A 22,735-nucleotide genomic window follows, 5' to 3' on the forward strand; every position below is an offset into this window, starting at 1 on the left:
CTAGACAGCGCTAAAACGCCAGCTGCACCAATAGTGGTAACGATAGTCTTATTCATTTCTTGATTTCCCCTAGAAATTCTCTTCAAAGTTCCCCCCAGGCTATTCCAACCTTCTAGTTGGCCCCAGGCACAGCCACCAAGGTAACCGACTGCCGTAACCAATTCAAGGACTTAGCCAAAGCATTTTGGCGTCAAAAGAATTGATAAATCGATCATATAGATCCAAAAATGAGCATTTTGGCTATTTTTGACACATGAGAGAGGATGAACTTTATTAAAAATAGCGCCGTTTCTGCGCGTGCTGTCTAAGTCACTTTTTATAAACCACTTAGACGCTTTTTTTGTGCCCCCGCAGCAGTGCTGTTGTCCGATAAATAAGAACCCTCATCGCGATCGCGAAAAAGCTTAACTATGGCAATCACGAGCACTTTCATAGGAATCTCTAAAAACTGACCTGAATAAAAAAGCCAGGGGCATGCGGTCATCCGCAAGTTCCCCTGGCTTCATTCGTCTAATGAGCGATTTAGATTGATTAAGCGTCAGTGCGACGGCGGCGTCTACGACTGAGGCCAAGTCCACTTAAACCCGCGAGACCATACATAGCTGCCGCAGGCATTGGCACCAGGTAAGAAGTCACGAACTCAAGTTCGTATGAGCTCTCGCCAAAGTGTCCATGACCGTGCTTTGAACCACCAAGCGCTGAAGCAAACAACTGGTATTCATGACCTGCCACCAGCATTCCAGACTCCGTTAGAGAGCCCATACCGCCACTAGTGGCAGCACTCCAATCGACAATGATCGTACCGGTCGTTACATCTTCCAGGTAGCCAAAAGAATTTTCTGGGCCCATTGAGGTGTGACCAAGAGTTGATTGATAGGCAACGTTTAGTTCGAAGTTTGCAGCCTCTACTGCCGTAAACGTCGTTTTCATTTGTGATCGTCCATCGGCTTCCCAGAAACCTTCATTGTCATCAGGTGATGATTCACCGCCATCAGCCCAGTAACTAAACCCACCAGCACCCAGGCCAGCTGATTCGATACCGAAACCATCCCATCCAGTCTCCTGAATCCCTACAGCATGACTGTGGCCTATGAAACCTGGATCTTGCGATTCTACAAATGACAGCCATGGATTATTACTCTCATCACCGTCGTCCCAATGGTATTGATGGCCCCAGCTACCCAACGCCGCCCATGCATCGGTAAACATATCTGCATTGGACACATGAATATTGTCCGCCAATGCAACAGAACTTAACCCGAGCATGGAAGCAGCTACGACTAACTTCACTCTCTTCTTCAGTTTCATGTGAGATCCCCCGACATCACTTTTTCTATTTCAACTCTTGAGATCTTTATCACAACAGTCCACATTGACTACTGCAAATGCCAACAAGGCACTCGTCTCTTGAGCACTTCAAAAACGGCAACTCTGCTATGAGTCGCTGCCAAAAGATATACCCAAAACCATTGTTAACAAATACTTAGCACAATATTCTAGGTGCCATGCCTACTTTATTTGCACTCAGTGTCCGATAGCACAATTCACGACTGATAACCGATGTCAGTTCATTGCAATCGCTAGCAATGCGACGATCGCGCAGTAGAAAAAACGCGCCATACCGCGAGCATCAACTTTGAATTAGTTTTATAACTGGTTCAGCCTCTTCGACGGCGTGAGGATCGGAAGAACCCACCTACGCACAGAAGACTCAATGCACCAGGCCCCGGAATAGCAGTAACGGAAAAGTCCACATTGAAACCCGTTGCGTTCAACTCACTAGAAAGACCAGCGATACCCTCAGAAAGAGCGGCGGAATTAGCTTGTAATCGATAGTTGACGCCGGCAACAAGCGATCCACTCGCAGCAAAGGGACTTAAAGCTGAATCTGAACTGTATGCTTCAATTTCTACGCCCGTATCGAGATTCTCTAACAGGACGTTGGCGAAATTACCGTTGGCTCCTTGTACAGATCCCGACAGGTCAAACAACACATTCTCGGTTGCAGTGAACTCAATGTAAAAATTGGTCAATGAGTTGCTATTCCAGGTAACAGAGCCTGTAGAGCCTACCGAAAGACCAGCAAGGGAAGCGCCCATAGAAGTAATGGAACTTCCATTCCAAGCGGTCAGCTGACTCGCAGAGGCCGACGTCTGGAAACCGCCGAGCGATGCACTGGTACTCACCATGAGGTCAAATGGATTGGTACTCAGATCGCCCGACTGACTGTCAGTATCAATAGATTGGTCCGGCCCAATTTCGGAGCTGGCGGAGATTTCGAAGGCTCCTTCGTGAAAGTTCAGAAGATCTGCAGATGTAACAGTGCTGGCCATACCCAGAACAAGCAGCCCAGTTAAACCCGATATTGTCTTTACTGATCTTCGCAACGGTCTCTTTCTCTCTCACCAAAATTGTTGGACTCCCCTGAGACCACCAATCTCTACTCCTCAGTAAACGCTGTTATTGCGCTACTCGCCCCTGTAAACAAGTGCTAAAGGCTACCACAGTCCTCGACTAATGCGTAATTGATTACCAAAATACCGCCGGAAAAAGACGCCTTTACTAAATCTGCACATCTGGTACCAAATGCCCTAAATGCCCTAAATGCCCTATTTTGACGTCATAAGGACCCATATGAACTTCTAAGACCTTTCTTTGGGCCACAAAAAACCCAGGCCATAGGCCTGGGGAAGATTGGGCTGGGATTTTTCTAAGTCTCAATAGCGTTTTTACCGGCGGCGGCGGCTGATCATCAATCCACCTAGACCTGCGAGACCCATAAAACCTGCTGCTGGCAGTGGGATCACCGTGCCTGCTACAAAGCTCAAGTCAAACGATGCGAGGCCAGTTGTCGTCGAGTTGCCAGCAAAGGCATCAGTACCAGAACTATTGAGAAGACTCGAAGCTGAGGTCGTGAGAACAAAAGAGTCACCAGCGGTGATTGATCCAGTAAACGTGAAGGTTGCAGATCCGGCAGCTTGGGAGCCGGACCATTCATGAAGGATCGCACCTGTCGATTGAAGACTAAAGTTGCCGCTGACCTGATCAGTACTAACAATATAATTTAGAGCAGTAATAGCAATGGTCAGTTGGTAGCTGGTCGTTTCCAAAGCCGTAAAAACTGCAGACACCGTTGATTTAGCGTCAGCATTGAACTCTTCTTTGATATCGTTTGAAACGCTTGTATTGTTTGTATACGAAGATTGGAAACTGTTTCCATTCCATGAGGTATTGCCTGTACCCATGGCTTGGACTGCACCCGAACTATTACTTAGCTCTGCGTTAGCGCTCCCTGACCATGGGTTGTTACCCACATCGCCGGTTGCATCAGCATCAGTATTGAAAGGGTCCAAATATGCCAAGGCATCAATGCTGTTACTGACTGTCGTAATATCAATTGCATCCGCTTGAACAAAGCTACAGACTGCTATAGGTGTCGCAGCGGCGATGACCAATAAGTTATTGTGAAACACGCTCATCTTTCTAACTCCCCGGGTTAAGGACCTCACCCTACGTCAGTTAAAGACGGATATCGGGTGAGGACCAAGGGAGCTAGTCTAGTAGAACTGTGGACAGAACCACAAGCCTCTAGGTAACAATGATTTACTCAAAGACAGTTAAGGTTGTTGTTATCGGACAATCCCTTGCCCTTGAACTACGTATATCACCTAGAACGGCAACGTCTAGATCCTCACAATGAGATCTATAAGGGCTGTTTTTCTGTTAAAAAAGGACGCCTGGACCCCCCAAAGAACGGCCCAGGCGTTGATGCGAGGCAATTGATTTGTCTCGTATTTTTGTCTGTCCCCAAGTGGGTTTGAATCAGGCCAAGCGGCGCCGGCGTGGGCAGCCAATAACCCCTCCAAGACCCAAGAGACCAGCCAGTGCCGCTGAGGGCAGTGGAACCATCGTCGAATAGGCTTCGAGGCCGAAAATGTAGTCTGCCTTTCCGACGATATTTTCACGGCGATCGTTACCGAACGTAGCGCCAGCTCCAGCTGTTAGTTCAATCGCAATTTCATCACCTGCTTGAAAGCTCCAAGTGTTTTGGTAACTACTACCATCACTTGCATAAGACCAGCTCGCTAGGCTAGCGCCATTGAGGTCAATATCGCCAGTCACAGAATTGGAAATTCCAGTATCTCCACTGGTCGCAAACATCGACATACTGATCGATATAGACATATTTGAAGCAGCTGTAAACGTAAATAAACTTCCGGTAGAGGCGTAGGCAAAACCAGGCGCTTCGCCACCTTCTGAGAAGAGCATTTCACCCTTCACAGCGCTACTCTGGTTGTAATAATTCGAACCCCATTCAGCACCCAGTTCGTACTGAGCACGCGCTTCACTGCTCCCTTGTTGGTCTTCACCGCCATTACTGAAACTAAATGGATTGTCGGGGGGGTTGTTGTTCGTAACCCCACCTTGCGGATTGTCGCCGATTTGCCACTCCGCTACACCGTTACCGTCATACGAATCAAAAGTGATTGGATCGGCATGAACAAAGCCAACAACCGTGAATGTCAGACCAGTCACTAGCGCCACCGCGGTCTTGTTAATATTTTTTATCCTAGACATACAGACACAACCTCCCCTTCGCGAGTTTTTCAAGAAACACACTCTTCTCATTTTGGCGCCCCCGCCATTAATAAGAGTTTTCAAATGCAAACTAGTGATGTTGGTAATCCGTTTCAATACTTATGTTTGCATAAAGAGCAATCCAATATTCTTCGCTACCTGAAGACAATTCCTGAATCTCTAACGGAGTGTTTTATCGGCTGGTCTAAAGAACGATGCGCCTGCGGAAGTAGGTCACCCGAAGTAGAGAATTGTTGTTGCTTACAGTCTCAAACCAAGCGTATGAAAACGACTGTTCCTTCAACTTAACCTACTGGTCAGCAGGCTATCGAGACCACTGCTATGACAGAATCTGAACGCAGAGCAAACATAGAAAGCATAGAAAACATAGAAGTGGCCTTTCTCTGCCTCTCACAAGGCTCCGACGCTGAATACGTCGACATAGACCACTTCAACTTAGCAACACTGCTATTCTCAATAAATGCGAATGCACGGGCCAATCTCTGCCTTGATGACCTTGCTCATGCTCACCGCTCTATTGGGGTGCAGCGGTCGAGTTCAACAACAGCAAGTGGCTATTAACCCTGTCATGACTACTGATCCTGCCTTTGACAGTGCCGGCAATCTGGGGGTTGGTTTTGATTTAGCCCCAGATGAACGAATTGGCTGGGCTCCGGGCGATCAGGCACTCTATGGCTTACTTCTTAAGACGCCAACACGGACACATTGTTGGTACATGCGCGTCACGGTCATGGGCCCTGATACGTTTATAGAGGGCATTCGGACCACCGAGTTGCCGCTATCGCCAACCCACTGGTTTCGTCCGGTACGGGTTGTTAAAGATGATGGAGAAGAGATAGACCATACCGTTTACCTTGATGAATTCACGCAAGTCTGGCCTCTACAGTTCGAGCTTTTTAATGACCAAGCCACCCTGCTCGAAACATCAGTGACGCTCACGACACCCGAGTATCTGATGCGCGATCTGCATCAATACGCCATCCCTGATGGCCCCATCGCACCGCAACGGCAATTGCAATGGTCACAAAATGGACGAACCATGACAGATCTCGATGCAGAGATTCGCCAACAGATGCGTCAGGTCAGTCAAGTCATCGCATCACTTCATACCATCGCCATGACGTACGTGAGCGCTGAAGCGATTAAGGATGTGCGAAAAAAAGCAGGTGCGGCCGTCATAAAAGGTCCGGGCATTCTGGATTTACCTTGGATCACTACGATCATGCGCGAAGGTGCAGCCATGCTGATTGAGCCAGACTTTGAAAATGCCCAACCCGTCGAGATTGATTGGTTGGAACCAATCGGAGAAACACATGGGTTTGCCATTGACGTCAACGTGGAAGTCCAAGAACGCCAAGTCATGCGATTGAATGTGGTGGTCGTTCCGCCTGTGCGACCGCTGGAAGGAACCGCTGGTATTGCTGAGCTGCGTGCTTGGCATCTTGAGAACCCCAACCGTATCTTCCTTATGCAGCTACTGGGTGCTCAATCTGCGGAAGACAAACCGATTGAATTGGCTCCTCCAGGGAACTTGGATCAAACCACCAATTAATTCATGTCCAAGATCGTGAACAATTGAGTTCTCCGGGTATGCTGTTTTCTCGATTGAACAGCTTCATATTGACGCCCTCTCATAGGAGACTGACTCTTGAAGTCACTGCTTGCCTTCATACTCATCGGAATAACACTGGCCGCTCCACTTGCATGCAGCCCAAAACCACCGATGCGGCAACCAGCCGCTCGTCCAACCACGACGATTTTTACAGAGCTCGATCTTCCGACACCCAATGCCATTCGAACCATGACCGGCCATCCTGGTCCTGCTTACTGGCAACAGCAAGTCGATTACATCATTGATGTAGAACTCGAGCCAGAAACCAACATGATTACTGGGCATGCCCAGATCACATACGTCAATAATTCACCGCAACAACTGAAATATCTTTGGATACATCTTGAGCAAAATCTAATGCGCCAAGACAGCCTTGGAGTTCGATCAGGGCGCCGTCGGGTGCAGGACTTCACCGAGGGGATTGTCATCGACTCACTCTCTCAAAACGGCGAAGCGCTGCAATATGCTGTGCATGACACATTGGGCCGGGTGGAACTACCTACTCCCGTAAAAGCAAATGGTGGCCGAATCACATTTGACGTGCATTGGCACTTTGAAGTTCTTGATGGAGACACTCCGCGATTCGGTCTTGAAAAAGTGGAACAAGGGAAGGTCTATGAAATCGCCCAGTGGTTCCCCGCTGTTGCAGTCTTCAATGATGTCTATGGCTGGAATACGTTGCCTTATATCGGTGGCGGTGAGTTTTATACCGACTTCGGAGATTACAAAGTAAGCATTACAGCACCGCGCGAATATATTGTGGTCGCCACTGGTGTACTTCAAAATGAAGATGAAGTTTTTACGCCACAGCAAATTGAACGTCTGGCCAAAGCGCGCAGTTCAAGTGAAACCATCATGATCCGCTCTGAGGAAGAAGTCAGCGATCCAGCTTCTCGACCGAGTGGCGAAGGCGACCTGACATGGCACTTTAAAGCCGATGATGTACGTACCTTTGCATGGGCTGCCTCAGATGCATTTATCTACGACGCATGCAGTCTCGACGAGACTTTTATCTCATCGGCCTATCCCAAAGAGGCGCTACCGCTCTGGGAAGACAGCACCCAGATGCTCCGAACGGCTATTGTTGGCTACAACAAGCAGTGGTACCCCTACCCGTATCCAACCGCTACCAATGTCAGCGGTTCCGAGGGCGGAATGGAGTATCCAATGATCATTTTCTGCCGCGGGCGCAGCACCGAACGTGGACTTTACGGTGTCACCACGCATGAAATTGGGCACAACTGGTTCCCAATGATTGTCAATACTGATGAGCGACGTCATGCATGGATGGATGAAGGCTTCAACACGTTTATTAACTACTACTCCTTTGGGGACTGGTTCGAGGGCAAGGAAGGCCGCCGAGGTAATGCCGACTCTTTTGCACGCAAGATGGTGCGAACTGAAATGGTTCCATTGGCGACCTATCCAGATCGAAGTCCCGGGCGAATCCGCGGCACGCTGTTCTATGAAAAGCCATCAGTTGGACTTGTGATGTTGCGTGAACACATTCTCGGTCCAGATCGCTTTGATCCCGCATTTCGAGAGTACATAGAGACGTGGGCATTCAAGTCACCACAGCCAGCAGATTTTTATCGCATCATGGAAAATAGCTCTGGCGAAGATCTTGCCTGGTTCTGGCGTGGCTGGTTTATGGAAACCAGCATGCTCGATCAGGAACTTGTTGATGTCAGCTCGAAACAACAAGAAGACGGCACGATTTCCACCACGATCACGGTCGATAATTTGAATGAACTGGTGATGCCCGCCGATCTCAAGATGACCTTTGCGGATGGCACCACCATGATCAGACGCATTCCAGTTCAAGCTTGGTATCTTTCAGACAGAAACACCCAAAAGGTGAATCATAAGAGCCGTCTGATTTCCGTCGAACTTGATGCCGAAAAGGACTTCCCAGACATCGACCGCAGTAACAACCGTTGGAATGCCTCACATCTTCCCGTGAAATGACCCTTCGATCGAAAACTTGCTTTTAGATAGCTTCGCATCGATGGAACGGCCGAAGATCATAGGCGATCGATAATCGCTTACGTCACCAGGAATAAAGCACAATTTCAACATCGCTTACCAAGAAGCCGATAGCACACAATGCAATCGGTTCGATCAATGTTTTTCCAAACAGATATCGAAGTTCGATCCGAATCTCGTATTGACTCCTTGCCTCTGACCCAAGCACGAGAGGATAACCTCAATGTCTAATGATCGATTCACCATGACGCTGATGCGTATTGCTGTAACACTCATATTTCTACTGACATTTCTACTTGCAGCGATCGGCAAGTGGATCGATGGTGGCGCGCCAGAGTGGTTTATCGATCAGTTTTCAGAGACTTGGATGGGATCGTTTCCACAGACACCTATGTATCTAAGCATTGCTCTTCTTGAGTCTCTCATTGCCATTGGAGCAATCATCAGTCTGTGTCTTGGTGAGTGGTTCAAAACTGAAGCAACGGTCCTCAAGTACACGCTCGTCGCATCACTCTTTATGTTTATCATTTTGGGATTTGGTGCTCGAACTGCCGGCGATTTCGATGCAGCCGCCAGCCATTTCTTTTACTTCAGTGGAACTTTGTTAGCACTCGTTGTGATCGACCGAGACGAACGACTAGCCGCTGTGGCATCGACTGCCTAAACAAGGCAACGCGCACTCTTTTTAAATAAAAGGCAGTGCGGATCACAAACAACGCTGTTCTCTATCCCCGACCAAGAAACGGCATACTCAGTGGGAGCAAGGTGCTCTCAACCATGTTGACATCAGGCGGCAGTGTGGCCATCAACATTGCTACACGAGCGATGTCGGAAGGGTCCATGGCACCCTCCTCTTGCATAATCTTTTGCCCGTTTGGATTTCTTTCCCAAAATGGAGTGTGTACGTTTCCCGGTTCAATCACACCAACTGAGATGCCATAATCGCGCCCTTCAAGCGCCATTCCGTGCGTCATACCCTTTAAGGCGAATTTCGATGTGGTATATGGAAGCGCATTTGATCTTGGCACCATTGCCGAAACGCTACCAATATTAATAATACGACCACCGCCCTGTGGCTTCATCACGCGGAATGCTTCCCGACCACATAGAAAGGCGCCTGTGACATTTGTATTGATGACATTCTGCCAGGCAGAGAGTTCGAGTTCTTCACACAACCCACCAAGAGCAATGCCTGCATTGTTCACAAGAATGTCAATTCGGTTATACGCGGCAATAACATTCTTAAAGAGATCAATAACATCATCTTCCGAAGAGATATCTGCCGCAAGAACCAAAGGCTCATGGATCTCAGACTCAGATTTCATCAGACGTTCTCTCACGGCTTTTAATTTTTCTAAGCTGCGTGAAACCAAAACAACACGACACCCTGCAACGGCAAAGGCGTGCGCAATCGCTTCTCCAATACCAGAACTCGCACCTGTAATGATGGCTACCTTTTCATCTAGTTGTTTCATGAATTGAGCATACCAAAACCAATGAAAATTCTACATCTTTGCCCACTTGAAACGCAGCAGTCTTCGATTCGAACTTCTAAACGGAAAATACAACATTGCTTCGATGTATTTTCTGAATGCCATAAAAAACGTCACCTGCAAAACCTACTCACCTGCAGTTGGATCTGGCTCATCGGAACGGCTTGAGGCGTTCATTGATGGATCACTTTGATCGCCTTGCATCAACACTTCGCCTAGAATAATCAATACATGATTTCGATAACATTTTTTATCTTGAAAATCGCGTTCAGCTTCACCACGATATCGCTACAACACCAGGATGCTGGCCCCGTTCCGACTGGAATGGTCTGGGTTCCTGCTGGCGAATTTACGATGGGCAGCAATGCAAATGATGCAAGACCCGATGAAAGTCCTGCACATCAAATAACAATGAATGGTTTTTGGATTGATGCTACCGAAGTAACAAATGCTCAGTTCAAGCGTTTTGTTGAAGCCACCCAATATAAAACAACCGCAGAGAAGCCTGTTGATTGGGAAGAGCTTAAGAAGCAAGTACCACCAAACACTCCCAAGCCTCCTGAAGAGATGATGGGGCCCGGATCACTTGTTTTCATTCCACCGCCGCAAGAAACCGCGCAGAGTCCGCATCTGCAATGGTGGTCTTGGGTACCACACGCCAGTTGGCATCGCCCGGGCGGCCCAGGCACCTCCATTGAAGGAATGGATAACTACCCGGTTGTTCATATCTCATGGGAAGACGCAAACGCCTATGCGCAATGGGCGGGCAAGAAGCTTCCAACAGAAGCGCAATGGGAACGTGCCGCTCGCTATAACGCAGACGATCAGCGCTACAGCTGGGGCCATGAGCTGGAGCCAAATGGTGTTCACATGGCCAATATTTGGCAAGGCGAGTTCCCTTCAGTAGATACCGCATCGGATGGTTTTGCCGGCATTGCACCCGTTAAGCAATTCGCTCCCAATGCCTTGCACATCTATGACATGGCAGGCAATGTATGGGAATGGACCGCTGATCGTTATCAACATGACCTCTATGCCATCCGTAAGAGCGCAGCACCAGAAGGTCAGTCGACGAATAATCCCATTGGACCTGATCAGTCGCTGGACCCACGCAATCCGCACGCTTTAGAATCTCGGGTACAAAAAGGGGGCTCATTTCTCTGCCATGCCAACTATTGCAGCAGCTATCGTCCGAGTGCCCGCATGAGCACCACCCCAGACACAAGCTTGAGTCATAGTGGGTTTCGGTGTGTGCTGATTCCTGAGCCAACGCCCCCCAAAACAGATTGACCGAACCACAACCGACAATCGTCATTGAAAAGACGCGCAGGCGATCTCGCATATTGACATGCAGTGAATGCCAAGATGATGTTGTGCCTTGGAATGCAAATCTCAAGCAAATCTAAAGAACAGATTTTGGCAATAGCACGATCTTCCCCAAACGATTGGCACGGTCGATTCTCATCACACATGAGTCGACATGCCGATCAATGAAGGTCACAAGGAGACGCCCAATGCAAGCTTTAGTTTTATTGCTCGCCCGCATTCTCATCTGTATTATCTTCGCCCTTTCAGGCATTCAAAAAATCTTAGACTTCCCCGAAAGTGCTCAGATGCTTCAAGACAAAGGCATCAAGCCAGGCTGGTTCTTCTTGGCAGGTTGTATCGCCCTGCTGTTAGTGGGAAGTCTCTTTATCGTCCTCGGCCTTTGGGCTAGATATGGCGCAGTGCTTCTACTTATATTCCTAATCCCGGTGAGCTTTATTATGCATCCACCTCTCAGCCATGATTCGATGGACCAAATACAATTCTTGAAGAATCTCTCCATGATGGGCGGCCTGTTATTTATTGTGGTTCATGGCAGCGGAAGCATGTCGATTGATAGCCTCAGATCAAAAAGCCAAAAGAGCCGCTAGGCCCGCTGCAACCATGTGTATTGACTAGCTTTCCCCGAACTCCTTGTGCGTGTATCCTCCCCCGCTCTTGTCTACCGCCAAGAACACGGGGTGTAGCTCAGCTTGGTAGAGCGCGTCGTTCGGGGCGACGAGGCCGCAGGTTCAAGTCCTGTCACCCCGACTCTGACAACCATGCCACTCTACTTATCATGTAAATTTTGTTTTAGATCCAAGACGAGGACCAACTACATCCCAGATAAATGCTCTGGAAACAATGTTTTCTAGTTCTTCTAGGGTTTATGATTGCGACGGAAAACAGTTTGGCCCTGGCGACATTCATGCAATAAATGCTGAGTCTAGACGTTCGAATAGAGACCTATAGACCCACCATTATCAAATCTATCTAGGAGACTGATCATGCTCTATCGATCATTTGCAAGCTTCTTACTGGTGATCATGGCACTCTATTTAGGCGCCTGTTCAAGCGTTGTTTTTAAACAACCTGTTGGCAACGCTGTTGAAGACGAAGAGCAAGTACAAAAGCTTGCAGGCGTCTGGAGTACGGGACCATCTGAGGAAGTTATCTTTGTTCAGCCATTGGAAAGTGGAAACATTGTGATAGGCGGACTCTCATGGAAGGCTGATCAGAAAAAGTTTGTTGTGAAACAGGCAACCGGCGTTGTTACCGAACTCGACGGTGACTACTACATTAATCTGCTCGATTCAGAGGACCCTAAAGTTAAGGATAAGTACTTCGTCATTCGAGCAAAAACTAGTGAATCTAAAGGCCATCACTTGGTGCTCTTTCCGCTCGATTACACGACGTTCAAACAAGCTGTTGAAAATGGCAACCTTGAGGGCGACATCAGCAGCGGCGGTGGCAACTCAGTAACACTCACTGGATCTAAGAATCAGATCGACGACTTCATGAAACAACAAATGAATCACAAGTTCGACCTCGACGATACGATTGTCGTCGAACGAGTTGGTGAGATTGATTAGCAACACGACCTTGTAAAAGACTGCCCATCAGTCCAGTCCGTTTTCTGACAACACCAAAATACAAAGGGCCCCTTTTGAGGGGCCCTCGGTGAGTGGGCGAGACAGGATTCGAACCTGTGAAGGCGTACGCCAGCAGATTTACAGTCTGCCCCCTTTGTCCACTTGGGTACTCGCCCTAATTGTGTCGCTCATATCGCTTGATGGGTCGCTACTGTATCGCCCGACCATTTCCTGGGCAAGATCAATGCTCCCCTAAAAGCCACCGGGGGGACTTGAACCCCCAACCTCATGATTACAAATCAAGTGCTCTACCAATTGAGCTACAGTGGCGTTGAGAAGGACAGCCTAGACACCCTAAACCCAGTCTTCAACCTGTCCCAGTCGAAGCAGCCCGGCCACGACGGATCGCAACCGCTAAAAGTGTCACATCTGCTGGGCCAACACCCGCAAGTCGCGCAGCCTGACCAAGCGTAGCTGGCTGAAAACGAGCAATCGCCTCAGCGGCCTCTCCACGCAGTCCTTTCACTGTGTGGGCCTCCAGCCAGGCTGGAATGGCTCGCCTCTCGCCATCCTCGCGGCGGCGGATCTCTGCCGCCTGCCGTTTGAGATAGCCATCATATCTTGCCTCAGTGACGACACGCTGGACGATGTCTGAGGATGGCGGGTCAATTCCAGCATTGACTAGGTACCCCCGAAACTGCTCTGGCTTCAAATCAGGCCGACGAGCCCAAGCCATGAGTGACTTACCCTCAATAAAATTGCTTTCCATTTGTAAATGTAATGCCGTCTGAGCCTCAGCCCGTTGCTGAAAAGAATGCCATCGTCGATCGCAGACAAGACCGAACTCTCGCCCCAGCGGGGTCAGACGCTGATCTGAATTATCCGCCCGGAGGAGTAGGCGGTGTTCAGCACGACTGGTAAACATGCGATACGGCTCTCGCGGCGTCTTGGTGACAAGATCATCAAGCATCACTCCGATATAGGCTTGGTCACGACCCAAACGTATCATTGCTTCGTGCCCACCAACGACCCAGCGAGCTGAATTGAGACCTGCAACAAGCCCTTGTCCAGCAGCTTCCTCATAACCACTTGTACCGTTAATTTGACCTGCTAAAAAAAGACCGTCGACTTTTTTTGTCATTGTGGTCGAGTCAATTTGATGTGGCCAGACCATGTCGTACTCAACCGCATAACCATAACGAAGTACACGTGCATGCTCACAGCCCGGCATCATGGAAAGGAATTGCGCCTGCACTTCCTTCGGCAATGAAGTACTGATGCCATTACAGTACACCTCGTTCGTTGAAAGAGACTCCGGCTCTAAAAAGATATGGTGCTCTTCTCGATCAGCAAAACGCACCACTTTGTCTTCAATAGACGGGCAGTATCGCGGACCGGCAGAAGCATCAATCTGACCGGAATACATAGGTGCCTTATCTAGATTTTCCCGGATCAAATCGTGCATCTGGGCTGTCGTTGAAGTGATGCGACATTCCGTCTGCTCAATAGCAGGGAAACGGCCCCCAGGCAAAGACGCTGGAGAGAGATCCGAAAACGGTATGGGGTTTTCATCGCCGCGCTGACCAACCAAACCTTCCCAATCAATCGTGGCTCGATCAAGACGCGGTGGTGTACCAGTCTTGAGGCGGCCCAGCTCAAAACCTAATTGAGCAAGCGTATGCGCAATACCGACTGCACTGCCCTCGCCAACACGACCTCCTGGTGTCGACTGCTGACCCGTATGCATCAATGCACGCATGAATGTGCCTGTTGTTAAAACAACGGCATCTGTGATCACTTGTGCGGATCGCTGATTCGCCAACTCAAGCTGAACCCCAACAATCTTATTTTTCTCAACAAGAAGCTCGTCAACACAAGCCGCAATGATGTCGATGTTGGAGCGTCCTGCGATCAGACGCTGAACTTCGCGTGCATATTCATATTTGTCGTTCTGACATCGCGGCCCACGTACAGCAGCGCCCTTTGAGGTATTCAGCATCTTGAACATGATGCCCGTGGCATCCGCCGCTCTGCCCATCACACCGCCAAGAGCATCAATTTCACGGACGATTTGCCCTTTACCAAGACCACCAATTGCCGGGTTACAGCTCATGACACCAATTTTTGAAGGGTCCATCGTAACCAGCGCAACGCGACCCTCAGGCCCGATCGCTGAAGCGGCTGCCCAACATGCTTCAACACCAGCATGACCGCCACCAATCACAACAACGTCATAAGCCTCTAATGGTTCGGCGACCACTGACGACATGTTGCCAAATGGACCAACAGCGTCACTCATTGCCTTGACCACTGACTTCCCACGTCTCACGACCGCGAATCAGCGACTGAAGATCAGTCGCTCCTTGTTTTTTCGCCTGACTGACCTGATCAGCTAAGACGTATTCGACTGGTTTATTTGATTCGTCCTCAGCATCACGATAGAGCACGCCCATTGGTTCTGGAAAATCAGGATAGGCCAGCTGCGCCAGTAAGAATGCTTGCGTTCGATTGGATTCATCATGAATCAGCAGGTCTTTTTCACTTACATCGCCATCAATGTCTACGACCTCAAGCGCAAGACCGACAAGACGAATCCCCTTAGAGCCATCAGCAAATACCATTGCCTTGCCATGCTCCAACTGAATGGTGTTGTGCGATTTCGTATCTTTTTGCGAGGCATAGAACCAGGCCTCGTGGTTGAAGATGTTGCAATCTTGATAGATCTCCAAGAACGACGTACCGCAATGGGCTGCACATCGCTTCATCATTGCATCCATATGCTTAAGATCCACGTCAATTGAACGCGCGACAAAGGTTGCACCAGCTCCCAACGCCAGTGTGAGTGGATTCATTGGACGATCAGGCGATCCAACAGGTGTCGATTTTGTCACTTTGCCTCGCTCACTTGTGGGCGAGGCCTGGCCCTTTGTTAATCCATAAATCCGGTTGTTGAGCAACAAGACATTAATATCAATATTGCGACGCAGCATATGTACCGTGTGATTACCACCGATGGAGAGAAGGTCGCCATCACCGGAGACCAACCAGACTTGTAACTCAGGATTGGTAATCTTGATACCTGTCGCGAAGGCCGGAGCTCTTCCATGAATAGAGTGCAAACCATACGTTTCCATGTAATACGGGAAACGCGCTGCACAACCAATACCGCTCACAAAGACGTATTCTTCCTTTTTATGACCCAGCGTTGGCAAACACTTACGGACTGCTGCTAGCACCGCATAGTCACCACAGCCAGGACACCATCGAACATCCTGGTCGGTCGTAAAGTCTTTCGCCTTCAGTGTGGGAAGCTCAGTCGTCGTCATGATGTTTTCACCTGACCATCGTTCTTGAGAAGTCCTTTGATCTCATCAACAAGTTCGCCTACCTGAAAGCTCCGTCCACGGATGTGATTGATTGATGCCACATCGACCAGATACCGAGCTCGCAAAAGCATCGCCAGCTGGCCTGTATTAATTTCAGGCACGATGATCTGATCATATTGACGTAACACCTGCTCGATATTGGCTGGCATGGGATTGAGATAACGTAAGTGTGCCCTGGCAACATGGATGCCCTGCTGCTCAAGCCGCTGTGCAGCGGTCGCAATTGAGCCGTAGGTACCGCCCCATCCCAAGATCAGCGTTTTAGCGTCGGCAGCACCTTCGACGACAAGCGGTGGAATAACAGAAGCTGCCCGAGCAACTTTCTCTGCTCGCAAGCGAATCATATTGTCATGATTTTCGGGATCATAGGAGACATTACCTGTTTGCTCATCCTTCTCTAAACCACCAAGCCGATGCTCTAAACCAACTTGACCAGGAATCGCCCAAGGTCGAGCAAGTGTCTCGGCATCACGAGCATATGGTTCAAATTTTTCACCTTCAACAGCCGTGGGGTGTTCAATTTTAATGGCTGGAATTGAATCAAGATCAGGAATGAGCCAGGGCTCAGCGCCCGTTGCGAGCGATGCGTCGGAAAGATAAACCACTGGGCACATGCAATGAACGGCTAAGCGAACTGCCTCAATAGCCATCGCAAAACAGTCAGCAGGACTCTGAGGTGCCACCACAACAACCGGCGCTTCACCTGGGCGTCCATACATCGCTGTAAGCAAATCCGCTTGCTCTGTCTTGGTTGGCATACCTGTAGAGGGTCCAGCTCGTTGCACGTCAACAACGACAAGTGGCAGTTCAAGAATAACTGCAAGTGCCATTGCCTCCGCCTTCAGAGCCATACCTGGCCCCGACGTACCTGACATTCCCAGTGCACCAGCGAAGCTCGCCCCAATGGCACAACAGACTGCTCCGATTTCATCTTCAGCCTGCATCATCTTCACATCGAACTGCTTGTAGCGCGCAAGTGCATGCATGAGATCTGAAGCCGGCGTAATCGGATATCCCGCGTATACCAGCTGCTTGCCTGCCTTTTGCGCTGCGGTCACAAATCCAATCGCAGCTGCTTCATTACCCGCAATCTTGCGATATGTACCTGGAGGCATCTTGGCTGGTGCTACGTCATAGCGGGTAGCAAACAGTTCAGCAGTCTCACCAAAGTAATAACCAGCTTTTAACGCTTTTTCATTCAAAGCCGCCAGATCAGGTCGTTTTTTTTGCTTGTTTAGATAGTGATCAAAGAAGTCCAATGTTGCATCAAGCGGCCTGTGATAAAGCCAGTAAGCAATTCCAAGTGCATACATATTTCGACAACGATCAATATCACGGACTGATTCTTCTCCACCGGCCAACGACTCTCGCGTCATTCTCGACATTGGTATCTGGAATAGTCTGTACTGACTCACGAGATCTTCGTCTTCGAGTGGGTTATAGCCAGCTTCGTACCCAGCTTTTTTTAAATTTCCCTTCGTGAATTCATCACTATTGACAATGACAATCCCACCTGGTTCAACATCAACAATGTGCACCTTGAAGGCAGCAGGATTCATTGCAACTAACGCATTGACGATATCACCTGGTGTGTGAATATTCTCATTGGCAAAATGAACCTGAAAACCTGACACGCCAAAAGTAGTTCCTCTTGGCGCTCGAATCTCTGCTGGAAAGTCAGGGAACGTCGCAAAGTCATTACCGAGCAATGCAGATGTGTTGGTGAATTGGCCCCCAGTTAATTGCATCCCATCTCCCGAGTCACCCGCAAAGCGGATAGCGACTCGAGGAATCGTTTCACTGGGCACCTCGGTATGGGGCGGCATGGTTGTCGTCTCTGCTGTGGACACGAAGGTGATCCAAGTAAGGTTTTGTAAGGTTGCTCTAGTCTGGTCTTAAGGACGATATGATATCAAAACAGAGCTATCTGTTGCCCGCAAACCTTGTTTATGACCATTGAAGCTGGCTTTAGCGGCTCTCTTGTTACCAGCAGTCCAGAAAACAATATGGCTGCTAAAAACAATGCAGGGCAGCTCCTCGAGCAGGGCGAAAGCCAAGCCTCTTAGAACGACCTTGCGATCGCAGGTTCGCTTGAACCACTTGTTTATGGTGTTCTGCAGTTGCCAATATCCTCAAGCAGCTGCTCAACGTCTTGTTGATTCACTTCTCCATCGTGATTGATGTCAGAAATGAAGAAGTCAGGACAAATTGCTTGTGCGTCACGGCAAGATGAATCAGAACCAGTCCAAGTACCACCAGCCTTTTCACAGGCCTTCTCTGTAACCTCGAGACAGCTTGAACCAATACAACATGCGCCCAACACAAATACTGAATCGGCCATCCAGTGACCAGAGCCGGCAATATCATCATTGGGCGTCAAGAATATGCAGTTCTGTATTGAGGCTCGGCTTTGTAAACCACGGTACATGCCACCACCGTTGTAGTGAGCCGCATTCTGACTAAAAGTACAATCAGACACTGATGAGTGGCTGGCATAGTCGTAAATTGCACCACCGTTGTAAGCCGCTGAGTTATTGCGAAATTGACAAGAAGAGACCAGCGTTCGTGTGTCATTACTGTTGTACATAGCTCCGCCACCATACGCAGCAACGTTGGAGCTAAATGAACAATTAGTTACTTCAATAGAACTGTTTGAACTATAAATACCAGCACCCTTTTCCGCACGGTTGTTGACAAAATCGCAACCGGCGAGCGTAGGACGACTCTGGTAACCGTTGTACATGCCACCGCCATTGTAGGTAGCCCGGTTGCCTCTGAATTTACAGTCGATAATACGTGGCGAGCTATCAATATTGAGCATGCCGCCACCAACCGTAACGCCCAACCCGAACAGCGTTGGATCACCTGTTCCGCCGGTCACTGTAAAGCCTTCGATGACAGTTGTTGGACCTTCGCCACTAATGCACTTAATCACACTATCGTTAAGATCAGTGCCGTCGATAATCGTAAGGTCAGCACCTGCATCACTTCGCACTCTGACGGCGCGACCGTTCAGGTTCAACACCTCGTTATAACGACCTGGGGCGACCACAATCTCATCACCTGAGATAGAGGCATTGATTGCAGTTTGAATCGTATCGAACTGACTAGGTACATGGAGGTAGGTTGCCACCGTTCTTACCACGATCTCGCTGGAGATCGATGCAACTGGATGCATTCGCTTTGACGCAGCGGTTTCAATGTCGCGAACGACATTCCAGGAGAGATCGGTCTCACTGAGAGCCAGCTGAAGGTCCTGATAGACGGCTTGCCTACGCATCTGCCCCGAAGCGCCAGCCTGCAGAGCACCCACATTGCCGACCGTCGCGTCAATCACCACATCAATAATCTGACGGTCCTGATTTTTTAAGGGCGAAGCGATGACCACCGAGCCAATAACGATTGCGGTTACTGCTGCCAGAACAACAAATAAGGGAGCTAGACTATGACGACTCAGTCGTACCAATCCACTCATTGGAGACCACGCATTCTCCGCCCCTGTTCACCTTCTCAGAGACCAGCAGACTGGGCATTGACAAATCAGGCAGACCCCGAAACAACTGCCAAAACAAGATGCTGCAACTACCGGATTCTCTCTTTCCTCTCTCATACATCACCATTCGTGGACAATGTATGACTCCTCACGCCTCTTCACCGTCTATTCTACCTCCACTATCAGGCCCGAGCGAATGAAGTCAGCCGAAATCGCCTTTTTAGCCCTTTTCTCGAACCAAAAACATTGATATTGGGTGGCAAACGGGCCCCCGGAGATCTGGTATCGAGTACGACTTTGGCCGATAGAGGCATCTATGGCCTTTAAACGACCCTACCCTCATAAGAAGTAGCCGTCCTGAGATACACTGGCACACACATGTGAATTCAATTCGACCCGCGAACGGGAGGAGCGCAGCCCAGATGGCCTATCTTGAGGTCAAAACGAAATCCGGCACCCAAAGATTAGCACTTGATGGTAGCCCCCTGACGATCGGCCGCCATGCTGATAACAAGCTTACTTTGGAAGATGATCAGACCAGCCGACGCCATTGTGTTATCGAGCCAACAGATGATGGTTATTGCATCAAGGACTTGAAATCACGCAATGGCACCAAGCTCAATGAAGATCGTGTTGAAAGAGATATGCTCGATAACGGCGACGTAGTTCGTATTGGATCGAGCGAATTGCGTTTCATTGATCCCGAGCAAAGACATCCAAATAAACGACCTGATGTACCAGATTTCGAGGTCGCGATCGAGGAAGCACCAGCATTCAGCGAACCAGTTGCCACCATTGATCTTTCCGACGAAGTCACTGATGCCCAAACTGACTATGAAGTAAAATTGCGAGAGATCATTGCTGCTGGGCACGACAAATCATTTGATGAAAATGATATTAGCCTCGTTGATAATCGCGGGGTCACGATGCATCAGGCAGAAGCATCAGGTCTTGAAAGTGGTTCAGATGAAGGCGCCGGCGAGGGTGTTCGCGTCTTTCGTTTGATGCTGCTTGCATGCTTCCGCTCTCGTGCAACAGACCTTCATGTTGAACCACGTAGAGAAGGCGCCACAATTCGACTCCGGGTTGATGGATACATGCTCTCAGCCGTACATATGAGCGCCACGCTCTTTAAGCGTGTCCTTGGAATTGTTAAAATTCTCTGTGAAATTGATACGAGCCAGAAAAATACTGTCCAAGACGGACACTTCTCTGTTGCAGTTGGCGGAAGGCGCGTGGACTATCGTGTCAGCCTGACCCCTTCAATGCATGGCCAGAAGCTCGTCATTCGGGTTCTTGACTCGAGCAATGCACCCAGTCGCTTACATGAGCTTGGCATGGTGCCCTGGATGTACGAAAAACTCCGCGTTATGGCGACAAAGGATGCCGGACTTTTGCTCGCTTGCGGGCCAACCGGATCTGGAAAGACCACAAGCCTTTACTCTTGCCTACGTGAAGTCGATGTAGACCAACGTAATGCGATCACGATTGAAGATCCCGTGGAGTACTACCTAGATGGTTGTACGCAGATCCCAATCGACCACAAACAAGGCAACACTTTCGCCACTATTCTGCGATCAGTATTACGTCAGGATCCAGATGTCATCTTTGTTGGCGAGATTCGGGACATTGAAACAGCAACGGTCGCAATGCAAGCATCAATGACTGGCCACCTGGTCTACACGACCGTGCATGCAAAAGACTCCATTGGTGCAATTTTCCGACTTCTTGATCTTGGTATGGAATCTTATCTGGTGGCAAATGCTCTGAATCTGATCGTTGCCCAGCGGCTGGTCCGGTTGCTTTGCCCAGCTTGCAAAAAGAAAGTAGCAGCGACTCCAGCTCAGAATCTACGTATGGGCAAAGCACTTGAAGGTGTGGGTGAAATCTATTCTCCCCGCGGCTGTAAGCGATGCCTTCTCACAGGGTTTACCGGCCGCCGAGCTTTGTTTGAGCTCCTTGATATCAATGACCAGATGCGGGATCAAATTCTCAAGACCCCCACGATCCAGGGAATCAGGCAGCTGGCTGAGCAGGGCCACTTTATGTCACTGGAGGCCTACGGCTTTGGGCTGGTTGCTCAGGGATTGACCAACTTTGATGAGATCGAGCGTGTCTCCGGGTCAAACTAGAGGATTCTCTTGCCCTTGGCGCCGCACCTGTTAGGATGCTCCGCCATCAAGAACCGGCCCCCAGAGGCGATGTAACGGATTTGAAGACTATGACTGATACCTACACATCTAATCAAACGGTGACCTTCACCATTACTTCCGGACACATGCCCACGAAGGCCAAGAAAACGCTTGAGCGGTTGGTTGGCATGCAGACGGAGGTACAAGGGGCACGAAAAGCACTGGCAAAACGCCGGCGACTCGTGACCAACAACACCTATATCCGTGCAGGTAAGCGTTGGACCGCTCGAGCAAAAGCGACCCGTCTCGCAGACACCAAAGAAGGCTCATCATTCACGCTTCACGTGTCTCCTCAGATCCTGTCGGATCTCAAGAGTGTCGAAAAATACCTGGATGCGAAGGTCAACTAACTTTCGTTTCGCTAAGTACGCTCATCTGACTTTTTCTCATCAAGCTTTGCAACTGCGTTGCCCTTGTTCCATTGCCCCAACTTCGCAATAAGTTGAGCGGCAAAAGGACTCAATGGATGCGGCAGATCAGATGCAAGATCAACCCATCGAACATCTGTGTACTCCCCACTTGTACCAGGTGAGTCTTCATTCACCTGAACCTCATAGACCAATTCCCAAGTGCGAAGCCGCTGGTCACGAAGTAATGCCCTTGCAACCGGAAGGCCTCTCATCTTCAACCCTACTTCTTCAGTGATCTCCTCTGCGAGACTCTGCACCACACCCTTTTCAGGTTCGACCCCACCACTGGGACCAAATTCCCACATGCCCTGATAGTGAGCGACATGCTCACTGCGCTGCCCCATCAGCAGGCAACCTCCTCGAGCCACAAGACCAGTCACACCTAAAGCACGCACGCCAAGATCAAACCCGGCCCCTTGAACTGCATGGAACCGGTATGGGCATGGCTGCACGTGAAGCGTGGCGCCCCCACATCCACTTCGATGGACGGCTGCGACATGGGTGATCAGCCCATCAAAAGCGCTGGGGTGCCGCTCACAGAAGCTGGCCCAGCGGGTCGCTGCTTGGTCCAGATAATCAGAATCTGGCTCATAGCTGGCCTTTGACCAGACCAGCTCAGGGGGCTTACGCAATACGGTGACCATTCCTAGATTCTAGGGACAGGAGC

18 protein-coding genes and 3 tRNA genes are annotated in these 22,735 nt (G+C 49.5%); 9 read left to right on the plus strand and 12 right to left on the minus strand.

Annotated features, from left to right (window positions below; all coding sequences use genetic code 11):
* Positions 1 to 531 precede the first annotated feature (531 nt).
* From P8J86_10185 to P8J86_10200, 4 genes are all read right to left on the minus strand, one after another.
* Positions 532 to 1,308: a hypothetical protein gene (locus P8J86_10185; protein MDG2055064.1), complete on the minus strand. Its 777-nt coding sequence runs from the start codon at positions 1,306 to 1,308 to the stop codon at positions 532 to 534.
* A gap of 350 nt (positions 1,309 to 1,658) precedes the next feature.
* Positions 1,659 to 2,333: a hypothetical protein gene (locus P8J86_10190; protein ID MDG2055065.1), complete on the minus strand. Its 675-nt coding sequence runs from the start codon at positions 2,331 to 2,333 to the stop codon at positions 1,659 to 1,661.
* Positions 2,334 to 2,729: 396 nt separating this feature from the next.
* Positions 2,730 to 3,479, minus strand: a complete 750-nt coding sequence (locus P8J86_10195) for a VPLPA-CTERM sorting domain-containing protein (protein MDG2055066.1) — start codon at positions 3,477 to 3,479, stop codon at positions 2,730 to 2,732.
* A 343-nt stretch (positions 3,480 to 3,822) separates the two neighbouring features.
* Positions 3,823 to 4,578, minus strand: coding sequence for a hypothetical protein (locus P8J86_10200; GenBank protein ID MDG2055067.1), 756 nt, complete (start codon positions 4,576 to 4,578; stop codon positions 3,823 to 3,825).
* A 523-nt stretch (positions 4,579 to 5,101) separates the two neighbouring features.
* Here P8J86_10200 and P8J86_10205 point away from each other — a divergent pair.
* From P8J86_10205 to P8J86_10215, 3 genes are all read left to right on the plus strand, one after another.
* On the plus strand, positions 5,102 to 6,151 hold the full coding sequence (locus P8J86_10205; GenBank protein MDG2055068.1) for a hypothetical protein: 1,050 nt from the start codon (positions 5,102 to 5,104) through the stop codon (positions 6,149 to 6,151).
* Between the two features lie 96 nt (positions 6,152 to 6,247).
* Positions 6,248 to 8,179, plus strand: coding sequence for a M1 family metallopeptidase (locus tag P8J86_10210; protein ID MDG2055069.1), 1,932 nt, complete (start codon positions 6,248 to 6,250; stop codon positions 8,177 to 8,179).
* 241 nt (positions 8,180 to 8,420) lie between these two features.
* Positions 8,421 to 8,861, plus strand: a complete 441-nt coding sequence (locus tag P8J86_10215; protein MDG2055070.1) for a hypothetical protein — start codon at positions 8,421 to 8,423, stop codon at positions 8,859 to 8,861.
* A 61-nt stretch (positions 8,862 to 8,922) separates the two neighbouring features.
* Here P8J86_10215 and P8J86_10220 read toward each other — a convergent pair whose 3' ends face one another.
* Positions 8,923 to 9,672, minus strand: a complete 750-nt coding sequence (locus tag P8J86_10220) for an SDR family NAD(P)-dependent oxidoreductase (GenBank protein ID MDG2055071.1) — start codon at positions 9,670 to 9,672, stop codon at positions 8,923 to 8,925.
* 249 nt (positions 9,673 to 9,921) lie between these two features.
* Here P8J86_10220 and P8J86_10225 point away from each other — a divergent pair, with 249 nt between their 5' ends.
* From P8J86_10225 to P8J86_10240, 4 genes are all read left to right on the plus strand, one after another.
* On the plus strand, positions 9,922 to 10,980 hold the full coding sequence (locus P8J86_10225) for a formylglycine-generating enzyme family protein (GenBank protein ID MDG2055072.1): 1,059 nt from the start codon (positions 9,922 to 9,924) through the stop codon (positions 10,978 to 10,980).
* A gap of 224 nt (positions 10,981 to 11,204) precedes the next feature.
* Positions 11,205 to 11,606 carry a DoxX family protein gene (locus P8J86_10230; GenBank protein MDG2055073.1) on the plus strand — a complete coding sequence of 134 codons (402 nt, stop codon included), beginning with the start codon at positions 11,205 to 11,207 and terminating at the stop codon, positions 11,604 to 11,606.
* 86 nt (positions 11,607 to 11,692) lie between these two features.
* A tRNA-Pro gene (locus tag P8J86_10235) sits at positions 11,693 to 11,766 on the plus strand.
* Between the two features lie 236 nt (positions 11,767 to 12,002).
* Positions 12,003 to 12,587, plus strand: a complete 585-nt coding sequence (locus P8J86_10240) for a hypothetical protein (protein ID MDG2055074.1) — start codon at positions 12,003 to 12,005, stop codon at positions 12,585 to 12,587.
* 93 nt (positions 12,588 to 12,680) lie between these two features.
* Here the strand turns inward: P8J86_10240 and P8J86_10245 are convergent.
* The 6 genes from P8J86_10245 to P8J86_10270 all read right to left on the minus strand — a co-directional run bounded on the left by P8J86_10245 (position 12,681) and on the right by P8J86_10270 (position 19,448).
* Positions 12,681 to 12,763: transfer RNA gene (locus tag P8J86_10245), tRNA-Tyr, on the minus strand.
* A gap of 81 nt (positions 12,764 to 12,844) precedes the next feature.
* A tRNA-Thr gene (locus tag P8J86_10250) sits at positions 12,845 to 12,917 on the minus strand.
* Positions 12,918 to 12,954: 37 nt separating this feature from the next.
* The gene (mnmG, locus tag P8J86_10255; GenBank protein MDG2055075.1) at positions 12,955 to 14,886 is read right to left on the minus strand and encodes a tRNA uridine-5-carboxymethylaminomethyl(34) synthesis enzyme MnmG; all 1,932 of its coding nucleotides are present in this window, start codon (positions 14,884 to 14,886) and stop codon (positions 12,955 to 12,957) included.
* Positions 14,879 to 15,913 (minus strand): 2-oxoacid:ferredoxin oxidoreductase subunit beta, encoded by a 1,035-nt coding sequence (locus P8J86_10260; GenBank protein ID MDG2055076.1) that lies wholly within the window; start codon positions 15,911 to 15,913, stop codon positions 14,879 to 14,881. Before P8J86_10260 ends, mnmG begins: the two co-directional genes overlap by 8 nt.
* Positions 15,910 to 17,823 (minus strand): 2-oxoacid:acceptor oxidoreductase subunit alpha, encoded by a 1,914-nt coding sequence (locus tag P8J86_10265; GenBank protein MDG2055077.1) that lies wholly within the window; start codon positions 17,821 to 17,823, stop codon positions 15,910 to 15,912. The genes P8J86_10260 and P8J86_10265 overlap by 4 nt, the downstream gene beginning before the upstream one ends.
* Before the next feature lie 254 nt (positions 17,824 to 18,077).
* Complete coding sequence (locus tag P8J86_10270) at positions 18,078 to 19,448, minus strand: hypothetical protein (protein MDG2055078.1); 1,371 nt, start codon at positions 19,446 to 19,448, stop codon at positions 18,078 to 18,080.
* Positions 19,449 to 19,888: 440 nt separating this feature from the next.
* On the opposite strand from P8J86_10270, the gene P8J86_10275 reads away from it, so the two are divergent.
* Together P8J86_10275 and P8J86_10280 are read left to right on the plus strand one after the other, a co-directional pair.
* A complete protein-coding gene (locus P8J86_10275) occupies positions 19,889 to 21,598 on the plus strand; it encodes an ATPase, T2SS/T4P/T4SS family (GenBank protein ID MDG2055079.1) in 1,710 nt (569 codons plus the stop codon).
* Positions 21,599 to 21,687: 89 nt separating this feature from the next.
* Positions 21,688 to 22,008, plus strand: a complete 321-nt coding sequence (locus P8J86_10280) for a hypothetical protein (protein ID MDG2055080.1) — start codon at positions 21,688 to 21,690, stop codon at positions 22,006 to 22,008.
* An 11-nt stretch (positions 22,009 to 22,019) separates the two neighbouring features.
* Here P8J86_10280 and P8J86_10285 read toward each other — a convergent pair whose 3' ends face one another.
* Positions 22,020 to 22,712 carry an NUDIX domain-containing protein gene (locus P8J86_10285; protein ID MDG2055081.1) on the minus strand — a complete coding sequence of 231 codons (693 nt, stop codon included), beginning with the start codon at positions 22,710 to 22,712 and terminating at the stop codon, positions 22,020 to 22,022.
* Positions 22,713 to 22,735 lie beyond the last annotated feature (23 nt).

This window comes from Phycisphaerales bacterium, from assembly GCA_029268515.1.
In the GTDB taxonomy this organism is placed as follows: domain Bacteria; phylum Planctomycetota; class Phycisphaerae; order Phycisphaerales; family SM1A02; genus JAQWNP01.